Raw genomic sequence first — 18,947 nt, 5'->3', positions numbered from 1 at the left:
GGAGTATTGCTTGAAGACTTGACCCTAAACCATACAAACTATTGCTTATTCCTAGAGTGGGAAGCGCTATAACAGTCAATGAACGTTAGTTAGGACAGACTAGGACTGGGGGCTGAGGGCCCCTTGTTAAGTCCAACTTCATCTAGAAAGAGAGGAATCCTTATTGGCGATTTAACGCATCACTAAAGGAGTACTTTTTACTCCATCTGCGACTTCTAAAACCATTTGTCTGGCCCATTGATCAGCCTCTAGGATATCATCTAGAGAAGGATGAGAGGTGTTCTGGGATTGGTGGCGATCGCACACTTGTTCAATCACCTTGGGAATCTCTAAAAAGCCAATGTTCTCATCTAAAAATAAAGCGACTGCTTGCTCGTTGGCCGCATTTAACACCGCAGGCATCGATCCCCCAGCTCTACCCGCAGCATAGGCTAATTGCATACAAGGATATTTATCATGATCTGGGTTTCTAAAAGTTAAACTACCTACTTTAACTAAATCTAAGGTTTCCCAATCTGTATAAATTCGCTCTGGCCAAGAGAGGGCATAGAGCAGAGGTAAGCGCATATCTGGCCATCCCAGTTGCGCTAAAACCGAAGTATCCTGAACCTCAATTAAGGAATGAATAATACTTTGGGGATGAATCACAATCTCGATATTATCGTAATCCATACCAAACAAGAAATGGGCTTCAATCACTTCTAGCCCCTTGTTCATCAAGGTTGCCGAATCAATGGTAATCTTGCGCCCCATTGACCAATTGGGATGTTTCAGGGCATCACTGACCTTAGCTTGAGCTAACTTTTCTACAGGCCAATCTCGGAATGCTCCCCCAGAAGCGGTTAAAATAATCTTACGCAAGCCTCCTTCAGGAACACCTTGCAAACATTGGAAAATGGCTGAGTGTTCGGAATCTGCGGGGAGTAATTTCACGCCATGTTCTTCTACCAAGGGTAATACAACTGGCCCGCCAGCAATCAGGGTTTCTTTATTGGCTAAGGCAATATCTTTACCTGCTTTAATCGCTGCTAGGGTAGGTAGAAGTCCAGCACAACCGACAATTCCAGTGACTACACTTTCAGAATCACCATAACCAGCGACTTCAACCACCCCAGTTTCTCCAGCGAGTAAAATAGGTTGGGGATCAATAGAGGCGATCGCGGACTTTAATTCTGGTAGTTTATCAGGATTGCGAATCGCAACAATTTCTGGGCGAAATTGCTCAATCTGTTGGGCAAGTAAGGTGATATTATTACCGGCTGCCAATCCAACAATGCGGAATTGATCGGGATGTTCGGCGACAATATCAAGGGTTTGAGTACCTATCGAACCAGTAGAACCAAGGAGTGTAATTGCTTTCACGGATTTTACTTAACAGAATCGGGGATCACAAAACCCACTATACCAATGATTAATTAATAATTAATCATTAAAACTTGGATAATGGGTCAAGGTCGATCTGTGCATCTGCACTCCTTGAGTAGAACGCCGCACTGAGCCAAGCTGAAGTGTCAAAGGAAGTGTCCCCCATCTCTTCCTCCCAAACCTATTCCAAACGATGCCCACAACTGGAGCAAAACCGATCTTCTGGCTGTATCGCTGCACCGCATTGAGTACAAAAGCGCCGTTGAGTCGTTGAGGAAGAACCAGAAGAGGAGGTTGATCCCATTTTCATTTCCATATTGCCCATTTTCATTTCCATGGGGGCAAAGCTCATTTCCATATTGCCCATTTTCATGGGTTCCATGGGTTTCATCTGTTCCATCGGTTTCATGGGTTGGAAGGTATTGGGCATAGCGTCAACGGTTTGCAAGGCGATCGCCTGTTGCTGTCCAGAAATATTGGTTGAACTGAGCATACCCATTTGAGTACCTTGAACTTGAATGAGGCGATCGCCTCCAGAGGTTTTTATCTTAACCACCACTCCACTTCCCGTGGCAAATACTTCTGGGGCACTGCTCCAACTACCAGTTTCCCAAGAATTACTCGATTGCTGTTGTTGTCCTGGACTACTGGCGATCGCCGTGACTACAGTTTGCATCCCTGGATTATCCAAGTAGATTCGATGTCCTGCACCCAACTCACACATATAAGTCATCTTTGTTCACCTTGAAGCTTTCTCTTAAGATCTAGTTTAACGTCAGTTTTAGATCCGTTAATTATTTCATTATGAATTGATAGAGCGGAGAAAGAGTTGGTTAGGGCTGTTAGGTTATGGTTTGAGGCACTCTAGCAATAGGCACGAATCGCAGAAAATATCCTAACTCTCCTTTTCTCTGCTATATTACCAAGGCGAACCGACCAAGGTAAACCCAGACCAAAAATAAGGATGACTTAGAACTTCATTATCCATATTTTTGAGACTATCCGGCAAAGGAATAGGCTGTTCTAAGCTAGGAACAATTAACTGTCCTTCTTTGATTTTCACCAATCCTTGAATCATTTCCTGTTGACTTTTTTGCAAGGCTTGTGCCTTGATTCCTGAGTGTTTGAGATGGGCATAAAATTCACTCATTAATCCCAAAGTTCCTTCATCACTGACATACCATAAACTGCCCAAGGCTGTTTTCACACCTGCTTGAACAGCTAATCCGGTAAACCCTAATTCTGCATCCGGATTCCCTAATGCCGTGCGACAAGCGCTTAAGACCAAAAGTTCAACCAAGGGATTTTTTAAGTTAAGTTGATCGAGCTGATTAAGTTTGAGTTGACTATCCCACAATTGAATATAGGAATTTTCTGGACTCCCTGGGCGAAATTCACCATGGGTTGCCAAGTGAACAATGCTATACTTTTGTTGCTCGCGACTGTCAATCAAATTATTAAGGGTGAATCCTTGATTAAGAAATTCATTCCCTCTCCAAGTATTGACAATGGTGTTAATCTCTATCGGTACAGCCGGTAAGGGAGCCAGTTCAGTAAATTCGGATGCACCCATAGCTAATACCTGAGTGTCCTCAAACTTAGAAAAATCAGTATTTGTCAAAGTTAGATTAGGCATAATTGCCACACTGTACTGTTCGATTAAGAACTGATTGCCATCATAGAGAGCAGCCATGGGCAGCGATCGCAAGCCTGTGGTTAAAACAAACCCTAAATTCTCGATCTGTTGCCGGTTCAATTCCTCTTCTAGTGGGCGAATAATCCAATCATAGAGTTGCTCAGATGAACTTAAATAACTGGTCGTATATCGTCGGCGGGGATTTGTGATTTCTAAAGTTAACTCCCTAACTTTCTTTAATACTTGTTCCTCTGTTGCTCCTGCAATAATTTTGCGAAAGGGTTTACCTTCAGGCGTTATCATCATCAATTCTAGATATTGCGCTTCTGGCTCAGTCTTCTCCGTAATCTCTGTCTTATTCTGAGCATTAATCACCTCTGGCACATAAAATCCTACATATACAATTGCACTTCTGACTCCTGTGTGCTGCTCCATATGCTCCAAGATCTCTTGACTCTCTCGAACCGCATGATATTGAACTCCTTGCAAATCTAAATTGAAATAATTAACATACTCATCACTCAATTGTTTTTCTCGTTCCTGAATCACCACATTAAATTCTTGTGGAGACATTAAATTTCCCAGATTGATAACCCTTGCTTCTTCTTTCTTTTCATCTGATTCTTGATCGGCACTTGCATAGGAAATGGGTTTATTGACACTACCATCTATCTGATTTTGAAGACTCAAAGATGAAATTTCTGATGTTTCTACTGAATGGACAGTAGGCGAATGTAAAACAGGATTTAATTGGGAGATATTAGGATCAAGATTAAGAAAGGTTCCAATTTCCACTTCTGGAGGGCTAGGGAACTTAGATAGTTCAAAGCCAGCCGTAAAATCAAAGACTTCGCCAATTTCAACTTCAGAATCCTCTAAAGAACTTGTATTTTGAGTCTCTGATTCTATGGATTCTGAAGGATTAGTCTCTACGGTATTAGAGGGGGTTGGTGTTTGTGATTTTGGCGATAGAGTATCGGCATTAGAATTATCCTCTGATGAACCTTGATCGCTAGATGTGGACGTTGGAGTAGGATTTGGTGTTTGACTCGGTTCCGGTGTTGGTGCAGGTATAGGGCTTGGCTCGGGTGTGGGTATGGGATTGGGAATAGGCAAAGGAAGTGGAATGGGAGAGGGACTCGGACTTGGTGTGGGAGAGGGAGTAGGATTGGGAGTGGGAACTGGACTCGGACTCGGTGTGGGAGAGGGAGTAGGATTGGGAGTGGGAATTGGTTCAACAATCACGCTGCCAGGTGTGCCGTTTTTGGCACTCGCATCTAAGCTTCCATGGGCGATCGCCCCATTTCCCGATATAATCCTCAGTGTAATATCACCCGCATCCCCATTTTGAGTGCTTGAGTTAACATCTCGTGCTGTAATATTTCCTTGTTGAGTTTCAAAGGTAATATTGCCTGATTTCCCATTTTGTGTCCTCGAAACGGTAAGATCATTAACGGTAATGTTCCCTTGTTGCGTTTCAAAGATAATATTTCCTGCATCTCCATTGTGGGTACTCGCATCAGTAACACCATCAACAGTAATGTCCCCTTGTTGCGTTTCAAAAATAATATTTCCTGACTTCCCATTTTGTGTGCTCGAAATATTCAGACCACTGGTGGTAATATTCCCACTTTCTGCAATAGTTAGCTGAATCTCTCCACCATTTCCACCTCCCTGACTGACCCTTGAGTTTAGTTCTCCTGTTGTTATATTGCCTTGACTTGTACTCAGTTCAATCGTACCCCCATTACCTATTTTAGTGAATGTATTCACAGTTCCCGTCGTAATATTTCCCCCAGAAGCAGTTAAGGAAATATTTCCCCCTCCTTGATTAGAATGAGCATCTAAATTGCCCGTTGTAATATTTCCTGAAGAAGCAGTTAGAGAAATATTCCCCCCGGGTTGATTATTGCTAGTATTCAAGTTGCCGATGCTAATGCTGGCTCCAGAAATGTTTATCTCTCGACCTGGAGCAGTCAAGGTAGCGGAGGAGTCCATAATAAATGAACCTTGGTTATCTGTATCCGCATCAGCAATAAACGTAATTGATCCCCCTTTGACAAAGTTAAGAGAAACCCCACTGGCGATAGTAATATCGTTGGTCGCTTGTAGTTCTATGTTGCCATTTTGTTGCTCTAAGACCCCAGCATTGATCGTAATATCTTCATTGGGAAGGAGGTCAAACTGAATAACGGGTAATTCTGGTTCAATATCATTGGGTTGGGAAGGGTTATTAGAAATAGTGATATTTTTGGGGTCAAGTAGAAGTGTTCCCTGCTCTCCATTCACAGCACCCAGATCGACGTTTCCTTGAAAGACGAGGGTATCTCCACCAGAAATTTCGACAAATCTGCCATTTCCCCAAATCGGTCCTCCAGTAGCTTCTACTGTGCCATAAAATTGGGTAACTTCATCGGACCAAATAATGATTTCACCACCGTTTCCCTGATTGGTGCTATTGGACTGAATCAGGGTTTGGCTATCAATAAGGGTATGGGTAGCGTTAGGTTGGTCTCCTCGTCCTTGAAATCCTCCCCCAATGTGGATGGTTCCCCCTTGAGAAGGACTTGAAGCGTTGAGATGCGCGTTGATAAGACCGACGTGTTGACCAAAAATATTCAGGGTGCTGGGGAGACTATTGGGGTTGGAGGTGGAAATATCCAGAGTTCCAGAGGCGATCGCCACTCCTGGTATTTCAGGTACAATCATTCCTGAACCCGTTAAAATCACCTGTCCTTGCTGGTTAATGTGCAGTTCAGAAGCGTGATCGATTCCTGAGGTCGAGAGTAAGGTGGCTAAATTGGGAGCAATGAATGGATTAGAATTAGGATTCAGGGGTAAATCTAAGCTCAACAAATGACCGGGTTGAGAAATTCTTACTCGTTGCGCTCCTGGAATAGCAGTAACGGTAAGGTTTCCTCCAGGAGCCGTAAGAGTTCCGGCATTGAGTGCTGTTCCTCCCATCAGGGTTAAGCTCTCACCCGCTGCAACCTCTAAGTTCCCTAAGTTAACAATTACACCAGGATTGGCAGTCTGAAACTCAAAAGTCGTGGGTTGACCTATCAGTGCGTTATAGTCATTCGATCCCAAGACTTGAAACCAATTGGTCTCTCCATTCAGTCCATCAAATCCAAGGGCGGTGGCGGTGCTGGCATGAAAAGCAGCCGGGACGTTGAGACTGGCGTTGGGGCCAAAGACAATACCTGCGGGGTTAACCAGATAGAGGTTCGGATTTCCCCCACTCACTTGTAGTAATCCATTAATAATGGAAGGATCTCCACCGTTAATACGACCGAGGATATTTTGCAGGTTCGGGTTGGCCAGGAAGTTAGCAATTTGTCCTGGAGAGAGTCCAAATTGAGTAAAGCTATGAAAGAGGTTGGCTCCATCTGAAGAGACCTGACCGCCGGTAATTTGGTATTGGTTACCGATCGCCTGTACTTGCGTCCGAGTCCCATCAGGAGCCGCTATAATCGGAGCGGGTTGGGCTGCTCCTTTGACAGACCCGAAAACACTGAGCCAAGGACAGAGGCTAAGGACTAGAAGGGTTGAACCTGAAGATAGGCGGGGTAAAAATGCGGCCATGGTAGTTTTCTAATCTTGGAGGATAAAGGGAAAGTTCAGACAAATGGCGCTAGTAGAGGTTATGCCCTAAAATGATTTACGATCTTTGCTCGGCGATCGCACTTGCCCATTTTAACTCAGCAATTATGGGATCATGGGTAATTTAAGTAATCACCGTCCCCATGTCACCGCATCACCGCATCCTTCCCATCTCTACCATTCCCTAGGTACGATCATCACCACTGTCATTGTTCGCAGAAAAGTGTCAGAATTAATAAAACTTTACGAAAATAGGGTAGAACACGATGATTCCGACCGTCATTGAACAATCTGGACGTGGTGAACGGGCCTTTGATATCTATTCCCGACTGTTACGAGAAAGAATTGTATTTCTCGGACAGGCGATCGATGCAGATGTGGCAAACTTAGTTGTAGCCCAGCTCCTATTTTTGGATGCTGAAGATCCAGAGAAAGATATCTATCTCTACATTAACTCACCGGGAGGATCGGTCACGGCGGGTATGGGGATTTTTGACACCATGAATCAAATTCGGCCGGATGTGTCTACCATTTGTGTAGGCTTGGCTGCTAGTATGGGTGCTTTTCTGCTCAGTGCAGGGATGAAAGGCAAGCGTATGAGCTTACCCCATTCTCGGATTATGATTCACCAACCCTTAGGAGGAGCGCAAGGCCAAGCAACGGATATTGAGATCCAAGCCAAGGAAATTCTCTATCATAAGGAACGGTTGAATGAATTATTAGCCAGTCATACCGGCCAACCTTTGGAGCGCATTCAAGAAGATACAGAACGTGATTTCTTTATGTCCTCCAATGAGGCAATGGAATACGGGTTAATCGATCAAGTGATTAATCGCCGTCCTTCTGCCAGTCAACCCATCAGTGTGGTTAATTAGGGAATAGGGAATGGGCAATAGGCAATAGCTGATCTGCCTATCTCCCCATTCCTCTGCATCTCATCTCTAAAAGAACTCTTCATTAGATGAAGCGGTTTGTTGCAGGTAATCGAGAAATTCTTTGATTTGACTACAGGTCAACATCAGACGGGAACCTTGACTATCTGGATATTGGTTTTTCAGATAGTCTTTTCCTTGTTGAGCGCTCCACCCGACTTTTTTCAGTTCGACATCGGTTTGGGCATAGGTTTGTAGATATTCTAGAAATTCTTTCATTTCCTGATCGCCCAGAATCATGCGTTTGTTTTTGCCATAGATACGTTTGAGGTATTCACTCTCTCGCTTACTGCTCCATCCAATATGCTTGAGTTCCATATCGATTTTGAGGCTAATGTCAGTGAAGTCAAATTCTTCTTCTGGTTCGGGTAAGGGTTCGGTTTCGGGGGCAGGTGGAGGAGGTAGGGGTTGATCGGTGTAATCTTCTGTATCCTCTGCTAGAGGAGGAATGGGTGACCAGGTTTCCCGTTCGGGTTCGGGTTCAGGCGCTTTGACTTCAAGTTTTGGAGGAGCGGGTTTTGGGGGAGTGGGTTGGGGTGCTGCAATGGGTTCAACTGGAGTGGGTTCCACGACAGTCGGTTTAACTGGAGTCGGTTCCACTAGAGCTGTTTCCACTGGAGACGGTTCCACTAAAGTCGGTTGTACCGCACCCATTGCGGGAGTAGGTCGAGAGGAAGGAGAATGTAAAAGAGCGATCGCCCGTTCTCTGGCTTGATCTTCTGCTTTTTCGATTTGGCGATCGGCTGATAAACCCGTTGCTAAGACTAAGTTACCGCATTGGATTTGCACCCGGACAATATACTGGCGATCGTGAATATGAAGTAGCTCCGAAATAAGGCTTGCCGTAGGATAAGCAGCCCGAAATTGAGTCCACAAGGATGAAGATAAAATTTGCTCAAGCATAGGTAATCAGTTCTGTGCAAAATTAACGGATTTCTGGTATAATCAAAACAGGAAAAAGCTTGTTTTTTCTATCATTCTTTCTCTTAAATTCGTAAGAATAAGCTGATCGAATCAGCGGCAACACTGTTCACGCTGATTTCAGTTCAACCTTGCTTCCCCTGTTTCCCTGAAATAGGGTTTTTGTTGGTCGTTTAATTCAAATTCGAGACTCCATTAATGCTAGACGTTATCTTAGATTTTTCGCACCACTTTGGGTTAGATACCCTGTTTCTAATCATCATTTTAGTGGCGCTAGAAGCCGTACTTTCAGCCGATAATGCTGTCGCCTTGGCTTCAATTTCTAAGGGATTAGAGAGCCAGAAACATCAACAACAAGCCCTCAACTTTGGCTTGGCTGCTGCATTTATTCTGCGGATTATACTTATTTTAACAGCAACTTGGGTGATTCGCTTCTGGCAATTTGAATTTTTAGGGGCCGTGTATCTGCTCTGGTTAGTTTTTAACTATTTTACTTCAGACGAAGAGGAAACCGATCGCCCTCACCACGGGCCAAAATTCCAGTCTCTGTGGCAAGCTGTTCCGATCATTGCGGTGACTGATTTAGCCTTTTCTTTAGACAGTGTCACGACGGCGATCGCTATTACCGATGAAATTGTGTTAGTTTTGATGGGAGGAATTTTAGGGATTGTAGCTCTACGCTTTCTCGCGAACCTATTTATCCGTTGGTTAGATGAGTTTGAAAATCTTGAAGATGCTGGATATATTACCGTCGCCTTTGTGGGATTAAGACTCCTAGCTAAGGTCATTACTCCCGATATCGTGCCTCCGGAATGGCTGATGATATCTCTAATTTTACTCACCTTTGTGTGGGGCTTTTGGAAACCCAATATCTTAAAAGCCAATTAAAAGGCCGTAGGGGGGCATTATTGCCTCCACCTACACAACCTTACTTAGCTATTTTTAGCAAAACTGGCCGTGGAACCAGAGAGAGAGGAAGGCATTGTCGATTCACCAAGAGAGGAAGGCATGTTGCCACTATGTTTTTGGAGAAACTCATATCCAATTTCCACCTGTGTCGGAATTGCCACACTAATCCCTTCTTGTTTGAACCGTTCTTGAATCATGATCAAGGTTTCTTCCCAAACATACCAGTAATCTTCCTTGGTTGCCCAGCAGGCTGCACTAATGGGAATATGATCCTCTTGATACCAATAGACATACGTCCCAATCGGTTTGTCTTGCAGGACTTTGGGATGGGATTTCATGACCTCAACCAATAGCTCTTTAACACGGGGCAGATCCTCATTCACATTGAGGCGAAGCGTATGCTTAACTTTCCGGACATCCGTATGGGTGAGGTTGTAGATGTTGTCGTTCCAAACCGTACTATTGGGAACAGCAACCAGTTCACCATTCCAACTTTTGAACGTTGTGTTCGCCAAGCTAATGGAATCAACTATAGCCCACATCCCAGCAACCTTAACTTCATCTCCCACATCAAAGGGTTTATAGAACATCAGCATCAAACCACTGGCCAAGTTACTCAGGTTGCTTTGTAGCGCGAAGGCAAGGATGAAACTTGCACCCCCAATAAGAGCCAGAAGAGGCCCAAGGCTTACTCCTAGGGCAGTTAAGCCGATCAGAACTCCCATCACTATAGTTCCTCGGCGGAAGGTCTTGACGATAAAGCCCTCAAATAACTCAGAGGCAAATGAAGTCCTCACGAACAATGCATCAAGCGCATTTCCACCAAACCAAGACACTACCCCAGAAACAGAGACAATACCCAAAAAGATTCCTAGACTTCTAGCCCAGCGTAAACCCCCTTCTTCCGACTGCGCCCAAGCTAAGAGCCGAACCATTAATCCTTGAGTATCGGTCACATCAATTTCGATACCACTAACAGCAGCAATATATGTACGATAGGATTCTGTATCTCCACCTCGCCGATCTATGGCATCTAAAATCACCTTAAAGCGGTCTGCTAGAGCCGTTTGCTGATTTTGCAGCTCCGTGACTCCAACAATCAACTCCTGCTTCACATCTTCTTCAGCTTCTGCGGCTTGTTCCAACTGAGTTTCTACTTGGCCGAGTTGTCCAATCCTCTCCTCTGTGTCGGTGATGCCATCACTCTCAGCAGCCGTTTCTCCTTCTCCTAGGGGAGCGTCAGTGACTGGATCGATTTCTTCTGAATCCTCAGTTGCCCCTTCGACTTCCCCTTCGAGTAGAGCAGCCGCCTCTTCAAAATCTTCTTGTACGGCTTCTACATCCTCAGTATTGAGGTCATTTTCTAGGAGAGAACCCAATTCTTCTTGCTCTGGCTCAGTGTCCAAAGTTGATTCAACCGTTTCTCGTAATTCCTCATCCTCCTGAATTTGCTGCTCTGCTTCTGCTGCCGCTTCTACGGATTCCTGAGCTTCTTGTAAAGCTGCTTCAGCCTCTTCCGTTTTCTCAATCACGGCGGTACTACCAGCACCTTCTGTGACTTCCGCTTCCTGGGCTTCTTCTAGAGTTTGTTGAGCTTCCTCAAGTTTTTGTACCGCGTCTTCGGTCTCCTGAATCTTGCGGTTCTTGCGCTTAATGGCAATTTCTTGGTTGGAGATTTCCCGTACTTTGGCTTGTAGTAAACCCTGCCAGGCTTCAGCTTCAATTTGTAATTCAGCTAAGGTTAGAGGCTTGACTAAAAGTCTGAGTTCATCAACAGGAATATCTGGATCTTCGGTGGTTTTGGGTGCGGGGGCAGAAGCCGTTGTAGCTTCTTCTTGGGCAACTGCGGCAGAGCGCATGGGTCTGGGCACAACATCGCCCCAACTAGCGAGGGTGCAAACCATGGCAGCTAACACGAGCTGTCGTAGGCGGCGCTTGGGCTTGGACATAATTATGGATCTCCTTCTCCTTGGTCTTAAAACTAGAATTAAAGACTTAATCAGGCTGTAGGGATAGTGTAAACGACAAATTTTGATTTGTCATACCATTTCTCTATAATGATGTCCTTTAACAATTGTCCCAGAACAAGTTACCTCCTAAGGATTGATTAATGGCAATCTTAGAAGAAATGGTATCAGAATTGATCCGGTTCAGTGGTTGAATTTTGATGGCATTTCGTAACCAAATACATTGGGGTCAACTTCTCCGAGGGTGAGATCGGCTAATCCATACTCTTGCCAGCGTTGGTCTACTTTAGCAGCTATGTCTGGATCTGAGTCGAGAACTGCGCCCCATTCATGAGTGGTTTCTGGGTATATTTTCGTGGTTGCATCAACACCCATTCTACCTCCTAAGCCAATTTTTTCACTGGCAAAATCGAGGGTGTCAAAGGGTGTTTCTGGAAGGATAAAAACATCTCGTGAAGGGTCAACTTTAGAGGAAATTGCCCAAACCACTTGCCGAGGATCGCGAATATTAATGTCTTTATCGACAACAATGACGAATTTTGTGTAGGTAAATTGGGGTAGAGCGCTCCAAAAGGCGAGGGCTGCACGTTTAGCTTGGCCGGGATAAGCTTTATCAATGGAAATAATGGCAGCTTTGTAACTTAAGGCTTCCATAGGGAGGAAGAAATCAACAATTTCGGAGACTTGTTGGCGCAGAATGGGGGTGTAAATACGGTTAAGGGCGATCGCCATCATGGCTTCCTCCTTGGGAGGACGACCGCTAAAAGTGGTTAAGTATACTGGTTTTTTTCGATGAGTTATGCATTGGAAACGGATTAGGGGCGAGTCTTCCACTCCTCCATAGTAACCCATATGGTCGCCAAACGGACCATCAGGGAGAACTTCACCCGGGGTAATGGTTCCTTCGAGTACAAATTCTGAGTCTGCCGGAACTTCGAGGTCTACAGTTTTACATTTAGCTAAGGGTACTCCAGAACCTCCGTAGAGTCCGGCAAATAACCATTCCGAGAGATCCACGGGAATGGGGGTTGCGGCAGCCATAATGATCAGGGGGTCAACGCCGAGGGCGATCGCCACCTCTAATTTTTTTCCTTGCTCAGAGGATTTTCGCAGGTGACGTGCCCCGCCCCGTACCGATAACCAATGTACGGTCATTGTTTTAGCAGATTGAAGCTGTAACCGATACACACCAACATTGGGAATTCCGGTTTCACAATCTTTGGTAATTACCAATCCCAAAGTAATAATTTTTCCCGCATCTCCAGGATAGGGACGAATTAGGGGTAGGGTATTTAAGTCTAAGTCTTCTTCTGAAATCACGACCTGTTGACAACTCGGAAAAAAATCGCGTCCTGGCTTGGCTTTCACCACATCAAATAAAACCTTGCCAAAATCAATGGCTTGGGAAATCTTTTTGGGCGGTTTGGGTTGTTGCAACATGCCCAATTTTTTCCCTAGATCTTCTAATTCTAGAGGATTATCCATATTCATCGCCCAACAGATACGCTCAACCGTTCCCATTAAATTAATGGCAATGGGAAAGGGCGATCCTTGAACATTTTCAAACAGTAACCCAGGGCCTCCCGCTTGCAACATTCGGTTGGCAATTTCGGCAATTTCTAAATCCGGATCGACAGATGCTTTAATTCGTCGTAGTTGTCCGCGCTCTTCGAGTAGGTTGATAAATCCGCGTAAGTCTCTGGCCATGGGTTGAGTGAAAGGGTTACTTTTCTATTGTAGGGGAATGGGGGAATAGGAGTGGGAAGATAGGGAGATAGGGAACAGATGTAGCATAATAGGGAAAACTGGCGTTTGTGTACCTGAAGATCGTGGATTGGCAACCCGGAAAAGTTATTGACCGCAAGTACAGGATTGAGAAAGTGTTGGGTAGAGGTGGGTTTGGCATTACTTACAAAGCCAAACACCTTACCCTGGGTTCGTTCTGTGTGATTAAAACGCCAAGGACAGAATTTCGTCAGGATAACAACTATAGAGAGTTTGTATACCGGTTTTACAAAGAGGCGAAAACCCTGGCGAGTCTCAAACCCCATCCTCATATTGTGCGAGTGTTTGATTTATTTGAAGAGCCGGATGAGGATGACCCTAGGGTGAAAATTCCTTGTTTAATGATGGAGTTTATTGAAGGAAAGAGTTTATTCAATTTAGTCAAAGATGGAGGGGCACTCCCGGAAAATGAGGCAGTGGGGTATATTCAGCAAATCGGTAGTGCCTTAATGCATATCCACAAAACGGGGTTAGTCCATTTCGATGCAACTCCGATGAATATCATGATTCGACCGGATGGAACGGCTGTATTAATTGATTTTGGCATTGCTGGAGATTGTCCTCCTAGTTCAATTTCTTTGCAAACGGGAAATCCAGCATTTGCCCCTTACGAGCAGTTTCTGGGAGAGCGGAACGTAACAGTAGATATCTATACGTTAGCTGCTGGTTTATATTATGCAGTGATGGGAGAATGTCCGACCCCTTCTACAGAGCGACTGAAAAAGGTTCCTTTGATTGAGCCAAAAAGCTATAAATCGATTAGTCCCAGCTTAAATTATGCTATTGTCTGGGGGATGGCTTTGGAAGCAGGAAAACGTCCCCAGTCAATCCAGAAGTGGTTAGGGTTGCCCTGTTTTTCCAGAGATATTCCCGATACAGTCAGAATGAGTGAACTTCCTGAGCCGGAGAATAAGGGATGGGACTGGTCATGGTTACCTTGGGTGAATGGTTCTGTGTCTCCTGTGCCTCAATCGACTGTGCATCAGCTCCCTATATCTGCTCCTAAATCGAAAATTAATAAACCTCTTGCTTCCATTCCTGGATTGAATGTATATCAACCGCAAGAAGATGATTTAAGGTCAGAGCGAGGAGTAGACTATACGCTCTTGCAGAGACTGTTGCAGCAGCAGAGATGGAAAGATGCAGATGATGAAACCTACCGCAGGATGCTGGAAGCGGTGAAACGGGAAAAAGAGAGTTACTTTCGTCTTGAAGACTTGAAAAACTTTCCTTGCATGGACTTGAAAACCATTGACCAATTATGGGTGAAATATAGCAGGGGTCGATTTGGCTTTAGCGTGCAAAAGCGGATCTGGCTGGACTTGGGAGGAACGCTAGACGATTATGATTATGATACGTTTATAAAACTTGGCGATCGCGTTGGCTGGCGTAAAAATGGTTCATTGTTAAATTATAGTGATTACATATTCACGACCAATGCACTGCAAGGTCACCTGCCTGCGAGCGCAGTTTGGGGATTGGCGGTTGGGGAAGTACGGGTGGGATCTGGAGGAGTAGGGGTAGTCCTGTGTATCCTCTTTTCTCTTCTCTAGACTCTAGCCCCTCAACAGATTGTTAGGTTTTTAGACCGGTTCATCACCATTCTTGTTGGCTCTATTTTACTATAAGGGTTGCTTTTAATCGCGGATTAGCTTTGATACCCCTACTTCCCTATTCTCCCATTTTTCAACAACCTTCAAGCGGTTTGATTGGGGATTTTCACTTCTTTACCAATAAGATTTAAAAAGCCTGTACCAAAATGCTGAATTTCTAGAAAATTAGCATTCTGGGGGGCAGGTTTGTAGATGCGGAAGGTTTTCATAATACCTAGGGTGGCGGCACTTTCTAGGGGGCCGATAAAGCGGGTATCTCGGTCGAGAAAATGGGGTTGATTGGCCCAATAATCCATTTGTGCGCCATTGAGGAAGTAGCAACCAGAATGGGGATTGAGAGGACGTTTTAAGATAACCGGACATTCCATCACTTTTCCTGTGAGTTGGGGATGTTCTTCTAGGTTTTGAAAAGGTTGAGTGACGTGAGGTTTTAGATCTCCGTCAATGTAGGCCTTGCGGAATGTAGTGCCGATGGCGCTCTCGTAGCGGTTGGGTTGCAGAAGGTTGCGATCGCCAGTAATCCGATTAAACCAAATCAGTTTAACAAAAAACCAGGGGTCAGATAAGATTAAGTCGTCTTCTAGAAAACAGTAATAATCATAACAGCCAAGGTTGCTGCGCAATACGGCTTGACATTCAAAACCGAGAAGCATCGGTTCACATTGGGTTGCATGGTGATGGTAATACTCCTGAGGGATAGGTAGTTGTTTGAGTAGATGGTATTCCCCAGTAGTACAAATCACGATATCAATATGATTCGTGTATTGTTGATTGCTCGGTACAACGACCCTTTGAGCAATGTCAATCATGCATTGAAATTGGCTATAGAGTTGATGAATAGCTGACAGACTTGAGGTGAGCGCTTGGATGCGCGGTTGGGGATCGGGACGTTGGGAAGCGTGCCGTTGAGACCCTTGGGGGTTATAAAAATGGGCAATGGTAAATAGAAGACGCATAAATTAGTCTTTCACAGCAATATCAGTATTTTGTCATTGTGAGGGAAGCCAAACAATAGGTTGACGTTAAACCGGTCAAATCCTGAGAGGTTTACATGGAATTATGGAATTAAGGAATAGGGAAGAGGAAAAGTGGTTCACCCATGACCCAGGCTTGGCACTGTATGATGTCTGGGGACAACTATTGAACAGAAGAAAAGAGGAAGCAGATGGTTGCTAAACGGATTTTACCCTGTCTGGATGTGAGGGCGGGACGAGTGGTGAAGGGGATTAATTTTGTTAACCTTCAGGATGCTGGCGATCCGGTGGAGTTGGCTTCGGTCTATAATGACGCGGGGGCTGATGAGTTGGTGTTTCTCGATATTACGGCGACTCATGAAGACCGCGATATTATTCTGGATGTGGTTTACCGGACGGCCGAGCAGGTGTTTATTCCTCTGACAGTGGGTGGGGGAATTCAATCCTTAGAAATGATTAAAAATTTGTTAAGGGCCGGGGCGGATAAGGTCAGTATTAACTCGTCGGCAGTCCGAGACCCAGATTTGGTAAATCGGGCCAGCGATCGCTTTGGAAATCAGTGTATTGTTGTTGCTATTGATGCTAAACGACGCAGCGATCCTGAGAATCCAGGATGGGATGTGTATGTGCGCGGGGGACGGGAGAATACAGGGCTTGATGCACTCTCCTGGGCTAAAGATGTGGCAGCTCGTGGGGCTGGAGAAATCTTGCTCACGAGTATGGATGCTGATGGCACTCAAGCCGGTTACGATCTAGAGCTAACCCGCACCATTGCTGAATCTGTGGAAATTCCGGTGATTGCTTCGGGTGGCGCGGGAACCTGCGAACATATCCATGAAGCGTTAACGGAAGGAAAGGCTGAGGCGGCCCTTTTAGCCTCTTTACTCCACTATGGCCAACTGTCTGTCGCTCAAATTAAGGAGCATCTGATTGCCCAGGGTTTGAAAATTAGACAACTGGCGAGGTGATATATATCACATCTTGTTCAGAAAGTACAGATTTCTAGAAGAATTTAAGAATTGAACCGCGACAGTCCTGCAATAAGTTGTTACAATACAGGAATTGTTACATTTCTTAAACGAGCAATGATCATTATTCTCATAATTGTCATTGCCTTAGTAGCCTGGTCTTTGCATCTAATGGAATCGGCGATTCATACGCGGGAATTCTCTTTGATGTTAGCTGGGGTTCTAGTGGCAGGGGCTGCTGTAGCGATGGTAGCGGTTTATTTTCTCATGGGCCATTACTTCGGCTATTTAAATGAAACAGCTCGGCTGGACAATCAGGCGATCGGAGAACCCCGTGAAGTCCTCAGTTGGCTGGTAGAGTTCGATGAAGCTCAACAAACCCGGGTAGGAGGCACAGAGATTAGTAGCTACCCAAATTTGGGCGATCGCTAAATCATTCCCCGATCATACAGTTGGAGAACCATCCAAAAACTATTATGATTAAGATTAACCAGTTGTTCAGTGCTGGTCTCAATTGCCCACTAGATCCCCAATTATGAGTATGAGCCGACGGAAAAAGCCAAAAATGCTCGTCGTAGATGATGAACCGGATAATTTGGACTTGCTTTACCGAACCTTTCGGCGTGAATTTCAGGTGTCGAAAGCTGAAAGTGGAGCAGACGCGCTCAATGTGTTAGCCACAGAAGGGGAAGTGGCAGTGATTATCTCTGACCAGCGAATGCCCCAAATGAAGGGCACAGAGTTCCTGAGTCAGACAGTCGAACAATATCCGAATACCATGCGGATTATTCTGACTGGGTTTACGGATGTAGAAGACCTGGTAGAAGCGATTAATTCCGGCCAGGTTTATAAATATATTACGAAGCCTTGGGACCCTACAGAATTAAAGGGAGTGGTTGATCGAGCGGCTCAAACCTACGATCTGCTCAAACAGCGCACGGAAGAGTTAGAAGCTTGTGAATCTCAAACCCTACTGCTCTCGACTTTAGTCAAGTTAACTGAAGAGCCTCAAGAGTTAGAGACCGCTTTAGGGGCGATCGCCGAAGTGTTTGCTCAAGCCTTTGAAACCCAAGGGTGTATCCTACAAATTATTAAAGATGGTGCATTCGCTTCCCCTGTGGGTCGTTATAGCAGTACCGATGAGCTTCTTGACTTAAGTACAGATGCCTTAACTCAAGAGGCCTTATCTTCGGCTAGCCTTCAATATTCAGAACTTGCTGATGGCCCGATTAAGGCCCATCTGGCTATGCCCATCCACTATCAGCAAAAACTCTTAGCTCTGCTTTCCTTACAATGGACGCAAGCGTATAACCTGAACGAGGAAGAAAAAAACTCTATTCATACCTCCGCCCAACTTGTGGGTTTGCTCATTGCTGCCATGGGTTAGAGGATGGGGGACTCGGGGACTTCTGAATTATTTGCCTATTGCCTATTGCCTTTATTTGCCTATTGCCTTTCAATGACTCATGCCTCAGGTTCAGGATATCTTTAATCGTATTGCTCCAGTTTATGACCAGATGAACGACTGGTTCAGTTTAGGGCAACATCGCATTTGGAAACAAATGACAGTTCAGTGGAGTGGAGCAAAACCCGGCTCGGTGGCGATCGATTTATGCTGTGGAAGTGGCGATCTGACGCGGTTATTAGCTCGACAAGTGGGATCTAGCGGTCAAGTGTATGGGGTAGACTTTTGTCAGAATTTGTTGGCGATCGCCCAACATCACTATACCTGGACTCCCATCGAGTGGGTGGAAGCGGATGTCCTCCATCTTCCCTTCAGCGATCATACCTTTAATGCTGCCACCATGGGCTATGGACTCCGCAACGTCTGTAGTATTCCCCAAGCCTTGCAAGAACTCCATCGTGTCCTCAAACCCGGTGCAACGGCTGCTATCCTGGACTTCCATCGTCCCAGCCAACCCCTACTCGAGCAATTTCAACAGTGGTATCTGAATCAAATTGTCGTTCCTTACGCCCAACAACAAGGACTTACAGAAGAATACGCCTACATTATCCCCAGTCTCCAGCGCTTCCCCCTCGGCTCCGAACAAGTTAAACTCGCCTACCAAGCAGGATTTGCCCACGCTGTTCATTATCCGATCGCAGGCGGTATGATGGGAGTATTGGTCGCTACCAAATCTGGTCACCTTCTGCACTCTAAAGAGACGCAGCTTGGATTCCCAAAAATCTAACTAAGAGGTGATTAGACCATGAGCCAAAAACGATAACACTTGTTAAGTGTTTCCCTAGTCCGAATTATCTGTTGGCTTCTTT

Annotated in this window: 14 protein-coding genes; 7 read left to right on the top strand and 7 right to left on the bottom strand. The window is 45.1% G+C overall.

Annotated elements, in window-relative coordinates; genetic code table 11:
- Positions 1-171 precede the first annotated feature (171 nt).
- The 3 genes from dxr to PN466_RS03185 all read right to left on the bottom strand — a co-directional run bounded on the left by dxr (position 172) and on the right by PN466_RS03185 (position 6,586).
- Complete coding sequence (dxr, locus tag PN466_RS03195; RefSeq protein ID WP_271936913.1) at positions 172-1,362, bottom strand: 1-deoxy-D-xylulose-5-phosphate reductoisomerase; 1,191 nt, start codon at positions 1,360-1,362, stop codon at positions 172-174.
- Between the two features lie 184 nt (positions 1,363-1,546).
- Positions 1,547-2,098 (bottom strand): zinc ribbon domain-containing protein, encoded by a 552-nt coding sequence (locus PN466_RS03190; RefSeq protein ID WP_271936911.1) that lies wholly within the window; start codon positions 2,096-2,098, stop codon positions 1,547-1,549.
- A 186-nt stretch (positions 2,099-2,284) separates the two neighbouring features.
- On the bottom strand, positions 2,285-6,586 hold the full coding sequence (locus PN466_RS03185) for a CHAT domain-containing protein (RefSeq protein WP_271936909.1): 4,302 nt from the start codon (positions 6,584-6,586) through the stop codon (positions 2,285-2,287).
- A 284-nt stretch (positions 6,587-6,870) separates the two neighbouring features.
- Between PN466_RS03185 and clpP the strand changes: the two genes are divergently transcribed.
- A complete protein-coding gene (clpP, locus tag PN466_RS03180) occupies positions 6,871-7,479 on the top strand; it encodes an ATP-dependent Clp endopeptidase proteolytic subunit ClpP (protein WP_271936908.1) in 609 nt (202 codons plus the stop codon).
- A 66-nt stretch (positions 7,480-7,545) separates the two neighbouring features.
- On the opposite strand, the gene PN466_RS03175 is transcribed toward clpP, so the two are convergent.
- Complete coding sequence (locus PN466_RS03175; RefSeq protein WP_271936907.1) at positions 7,546-8,439, bottom strand: hypothetical protein; 894 nt, start codon at positions 8,437-8,439, stop codon at positions 7,546-7,548.
- A gap of 216 nt (positions 8,440-8,655) precedes the next feature.
- On the opposite strand from PN466_RS03175, the gene PN466_RS03170 reads away from it, so the two are divergent.
- Positions 8,656-9,345 (top strand): TerC family protein, encoded by a 690-nt coding sequence (locus tag PN466_RS03170; protein ID WP_271936905.1) that lies wholly within the window; start codon positions 8,656-8,658, stop codon positions 9,343-9,345.
- Positions 9,346-9,389: 44 nt separating this feature from the next.
- Here the strand turns inward: PN466_RS03170 and PN466_RS03165 are convergent, their stop codons facing one another.
- Both PN466_RS03165 and PN466_RS03160 read right to left on the bottom strand, forming a co-directional pair.
- Positions 9,390-11,315 (bottom strand): mechanosensitive ion channel domain-containing protein, encoded by a 1,926-nt coding sequence (locus tag PN466_RS03165; RefSeq protein WP_271936904.1) that lies wholly within the window; start codon positions 11,313-11,315, stop codon positions 9,390-9,392.
- 201 nt (positions 11,316-11,516) lie between these two features.
- Complete coding sequence (locus PN466_RS03160; RefSeq protein WP_271936902.1) at positions 11,517-13,040, bottom strand: UbiD family decarboxylase; 1,524 nt, start codon at positions 13,038-13,040, stop codon at positions 11,517-11,519.
- A gap of 122 nt (positions 13,041-13,162) precedes the next feature.
- Between PN466_RS03160 and PN466_RS03155 the strand changes: the two genes are divergently transcribed.
- Positions 13,163-14,671 carry a serine/threonine-protein kinase gene (locus PN466_RS03155; protein WP_271936900.1) on the top strand — a complete coding sequence of 503 codons (1,509 nt, stop codon included), beginning with the start codon at positions 13,163-13,165 and terminating at the stop codon, positions 14,669-14,671.
- 143 nt (positions 14,672-14,814) lie between these two features.
- Here PN466_RS03155 and PN466_RS03150 read toward each other — a convergent pair whose 3' ends face one another.
- Positions 14,815-15,687, bottom strand: coding sequence for a calcium-binding protein (locus PN466_RS03150; protein WP_271936899.1), 873 nt, complete (start codon positions 15,685-15,687; stop codon positions 14,815-14,817).
- A 209-nt stretch (positions 15,688-15,896) separates the two neighbouring features.
- Between PN466_RS03150 and hisF the strand changes: the two genes are divergently transcribed.
- The 4 genes from hisF (at position 15,897) to ubiE (ending at position 18,865) form a co-directional block, all read left to right on the top strand.
- A complete protein-coding gene (gene hisF / locus PN466_RS03145; protein WP_271936897.1) occupies positions 15,897-16,673 on the top strand; it encodes an imidazole glycerol phosphate synthase subunit HisF in 777 nt (258 codons plus the stop codon).
- 117 nt (positions 16,674-16,790) lie between these two features.
- A complete protein-coding gene (locus PN466_RS03140; RefSeq protein WP_271936931.1) occupies positions 16,791-17,105 on the top strand; it encodes a hypothetical protein in 315 nt (104 codons plus the stop codon).
- A 103-nt stretch (positions 17,106-17,208) separates the two neighbouring features.
- Positions 17,209-18,060 carry a response regulator gene (locus PN466_RS03135; RefSeq protein ID WP_271936896.1) on the top strand — a complete coding sequence of 284 codons (852 nt, stop codon included), beginning with the start codon at positions 17,209-17,211 and terminating at the stop codon, positions 18,058-18,060.
- 79 nt (positions 18,061-18,139) lie between these two features.
- Positions 18,140-18,865 (top strand): bifunctional demethylmenaquinone methyltransferase/2-methoxy-6-polyprenyl-1,4-benzoquinol methylase UbiE, encoded by a 726-nt coding sequence (gene ubiE / locus PN466_RS03130; protein WP_271936895.1) that lies wholly within the window; start codon positions 18,140-18,142, stop codon positions 18,863-18,865.
- Positions 18,866-18,947 lie beyond the last annotated feature (82 nt).

The organism is Roseofilum reptotaenium CS-1145, from assembly GCF_028330985.1.
Classification (GTDB): domain Bacteria; phylum Cyanobacteriota; class Cyanobacteriia; order Cyanobacteriales; family Desertifilaceae; genus Roseofilum; species Roseofilum reptotaenium.
Note: the sequence above shows the minus strand (reverse complement) of the source record. Positions and strands in the feature narration are given on the sequence as shown.

Excerpts from the sequence above, each read along its gene's own strand:
- PN466_RS03175 (WP_271936907.1), bottom strand. The coding sequence starts at position 8,439 with ATGCTTGAGCAAATTTTATCTTCATCCTTGTGGACTCAATTTCGGGCT.
- PN466_RS03170 (WP_271936905.1), top strand. The coding sequence starts at position 8,656 with ATGCTAGACGTTATCTTAGATTTTTCGCACCACTTTGGGTTAGATACC.
- PN466_RS03150 (WP_271936899.1), bottom strand. The coding sequence starts at position 15,687 with ATGCGTCTTCTATTTACCATTGCCCATTTTTATAACCCCCAAGGGTCT.
- PN466_RS03140 (WP_271936931.1), top strand. The coding sequence starts at position 16,791 with ATGATCATTATTCTCATAATTGTCATTGCCTTAGTAGCCTGGTCTTTG.
- PN466_RS03135 (WP_271936896.1), top strand. The coding sequence starts at position 17,209 with ATGAGTATGAGCCGACGGAAAAAGCCAAAAATGCTCGTCGTAGATGAT.
- PN466_RS03190 (WP_271936911.1), bottom strand. The coding sequence starts at position 2,098 with ATGACTTATATGTGTGAGTTGGGTGCAGGACATCGAATCTACTTGGAT.
- clpP (WP_271936908.1), top strand. The coding sequence starts at position 6,871 with ATGATTCCGACCGTCATTGAACAATCTGGACGTGGTGAACGGGCCTTT.
- PN466_RS03185 (WP_271936909.1), bottom strand. The coding sequence starts at position 6,586 with ATGGCCGCATTTTTACCCCGCCTATCTTCAGGTTCAACCCTTCTAGTC.
- PN466_RS03165 (WP_271936904.1), bottom strand. The coding sequence starts at position 11,315 with ATGTCCAAGCCCAAGCGCCGCCTACGACAGCTCGTGTTAGCTGCCATG.
- PN466_RS03160 (WP_271936902.1), bottom strand. The coding sequence starts at position 13,040 with ATGGCCAGAGACTTACGCGGATTTATCAACCTACTCGAAGAGCGCGGA.
- ubiE (WP_271936895.1), top strand. The coding sequence starts at position 18,140 with ATGCCTCAGGTTCAGGATATCTTTAATCGTATTGCTCCAGTTTATGAC.
- hisF (WP_271936897.1), top strand. The coding sequence starts at position 15,897 with ATGGTTGCTAAACGGATTTTACCCTGTCTGGATGTGAGGGCGGGACGA.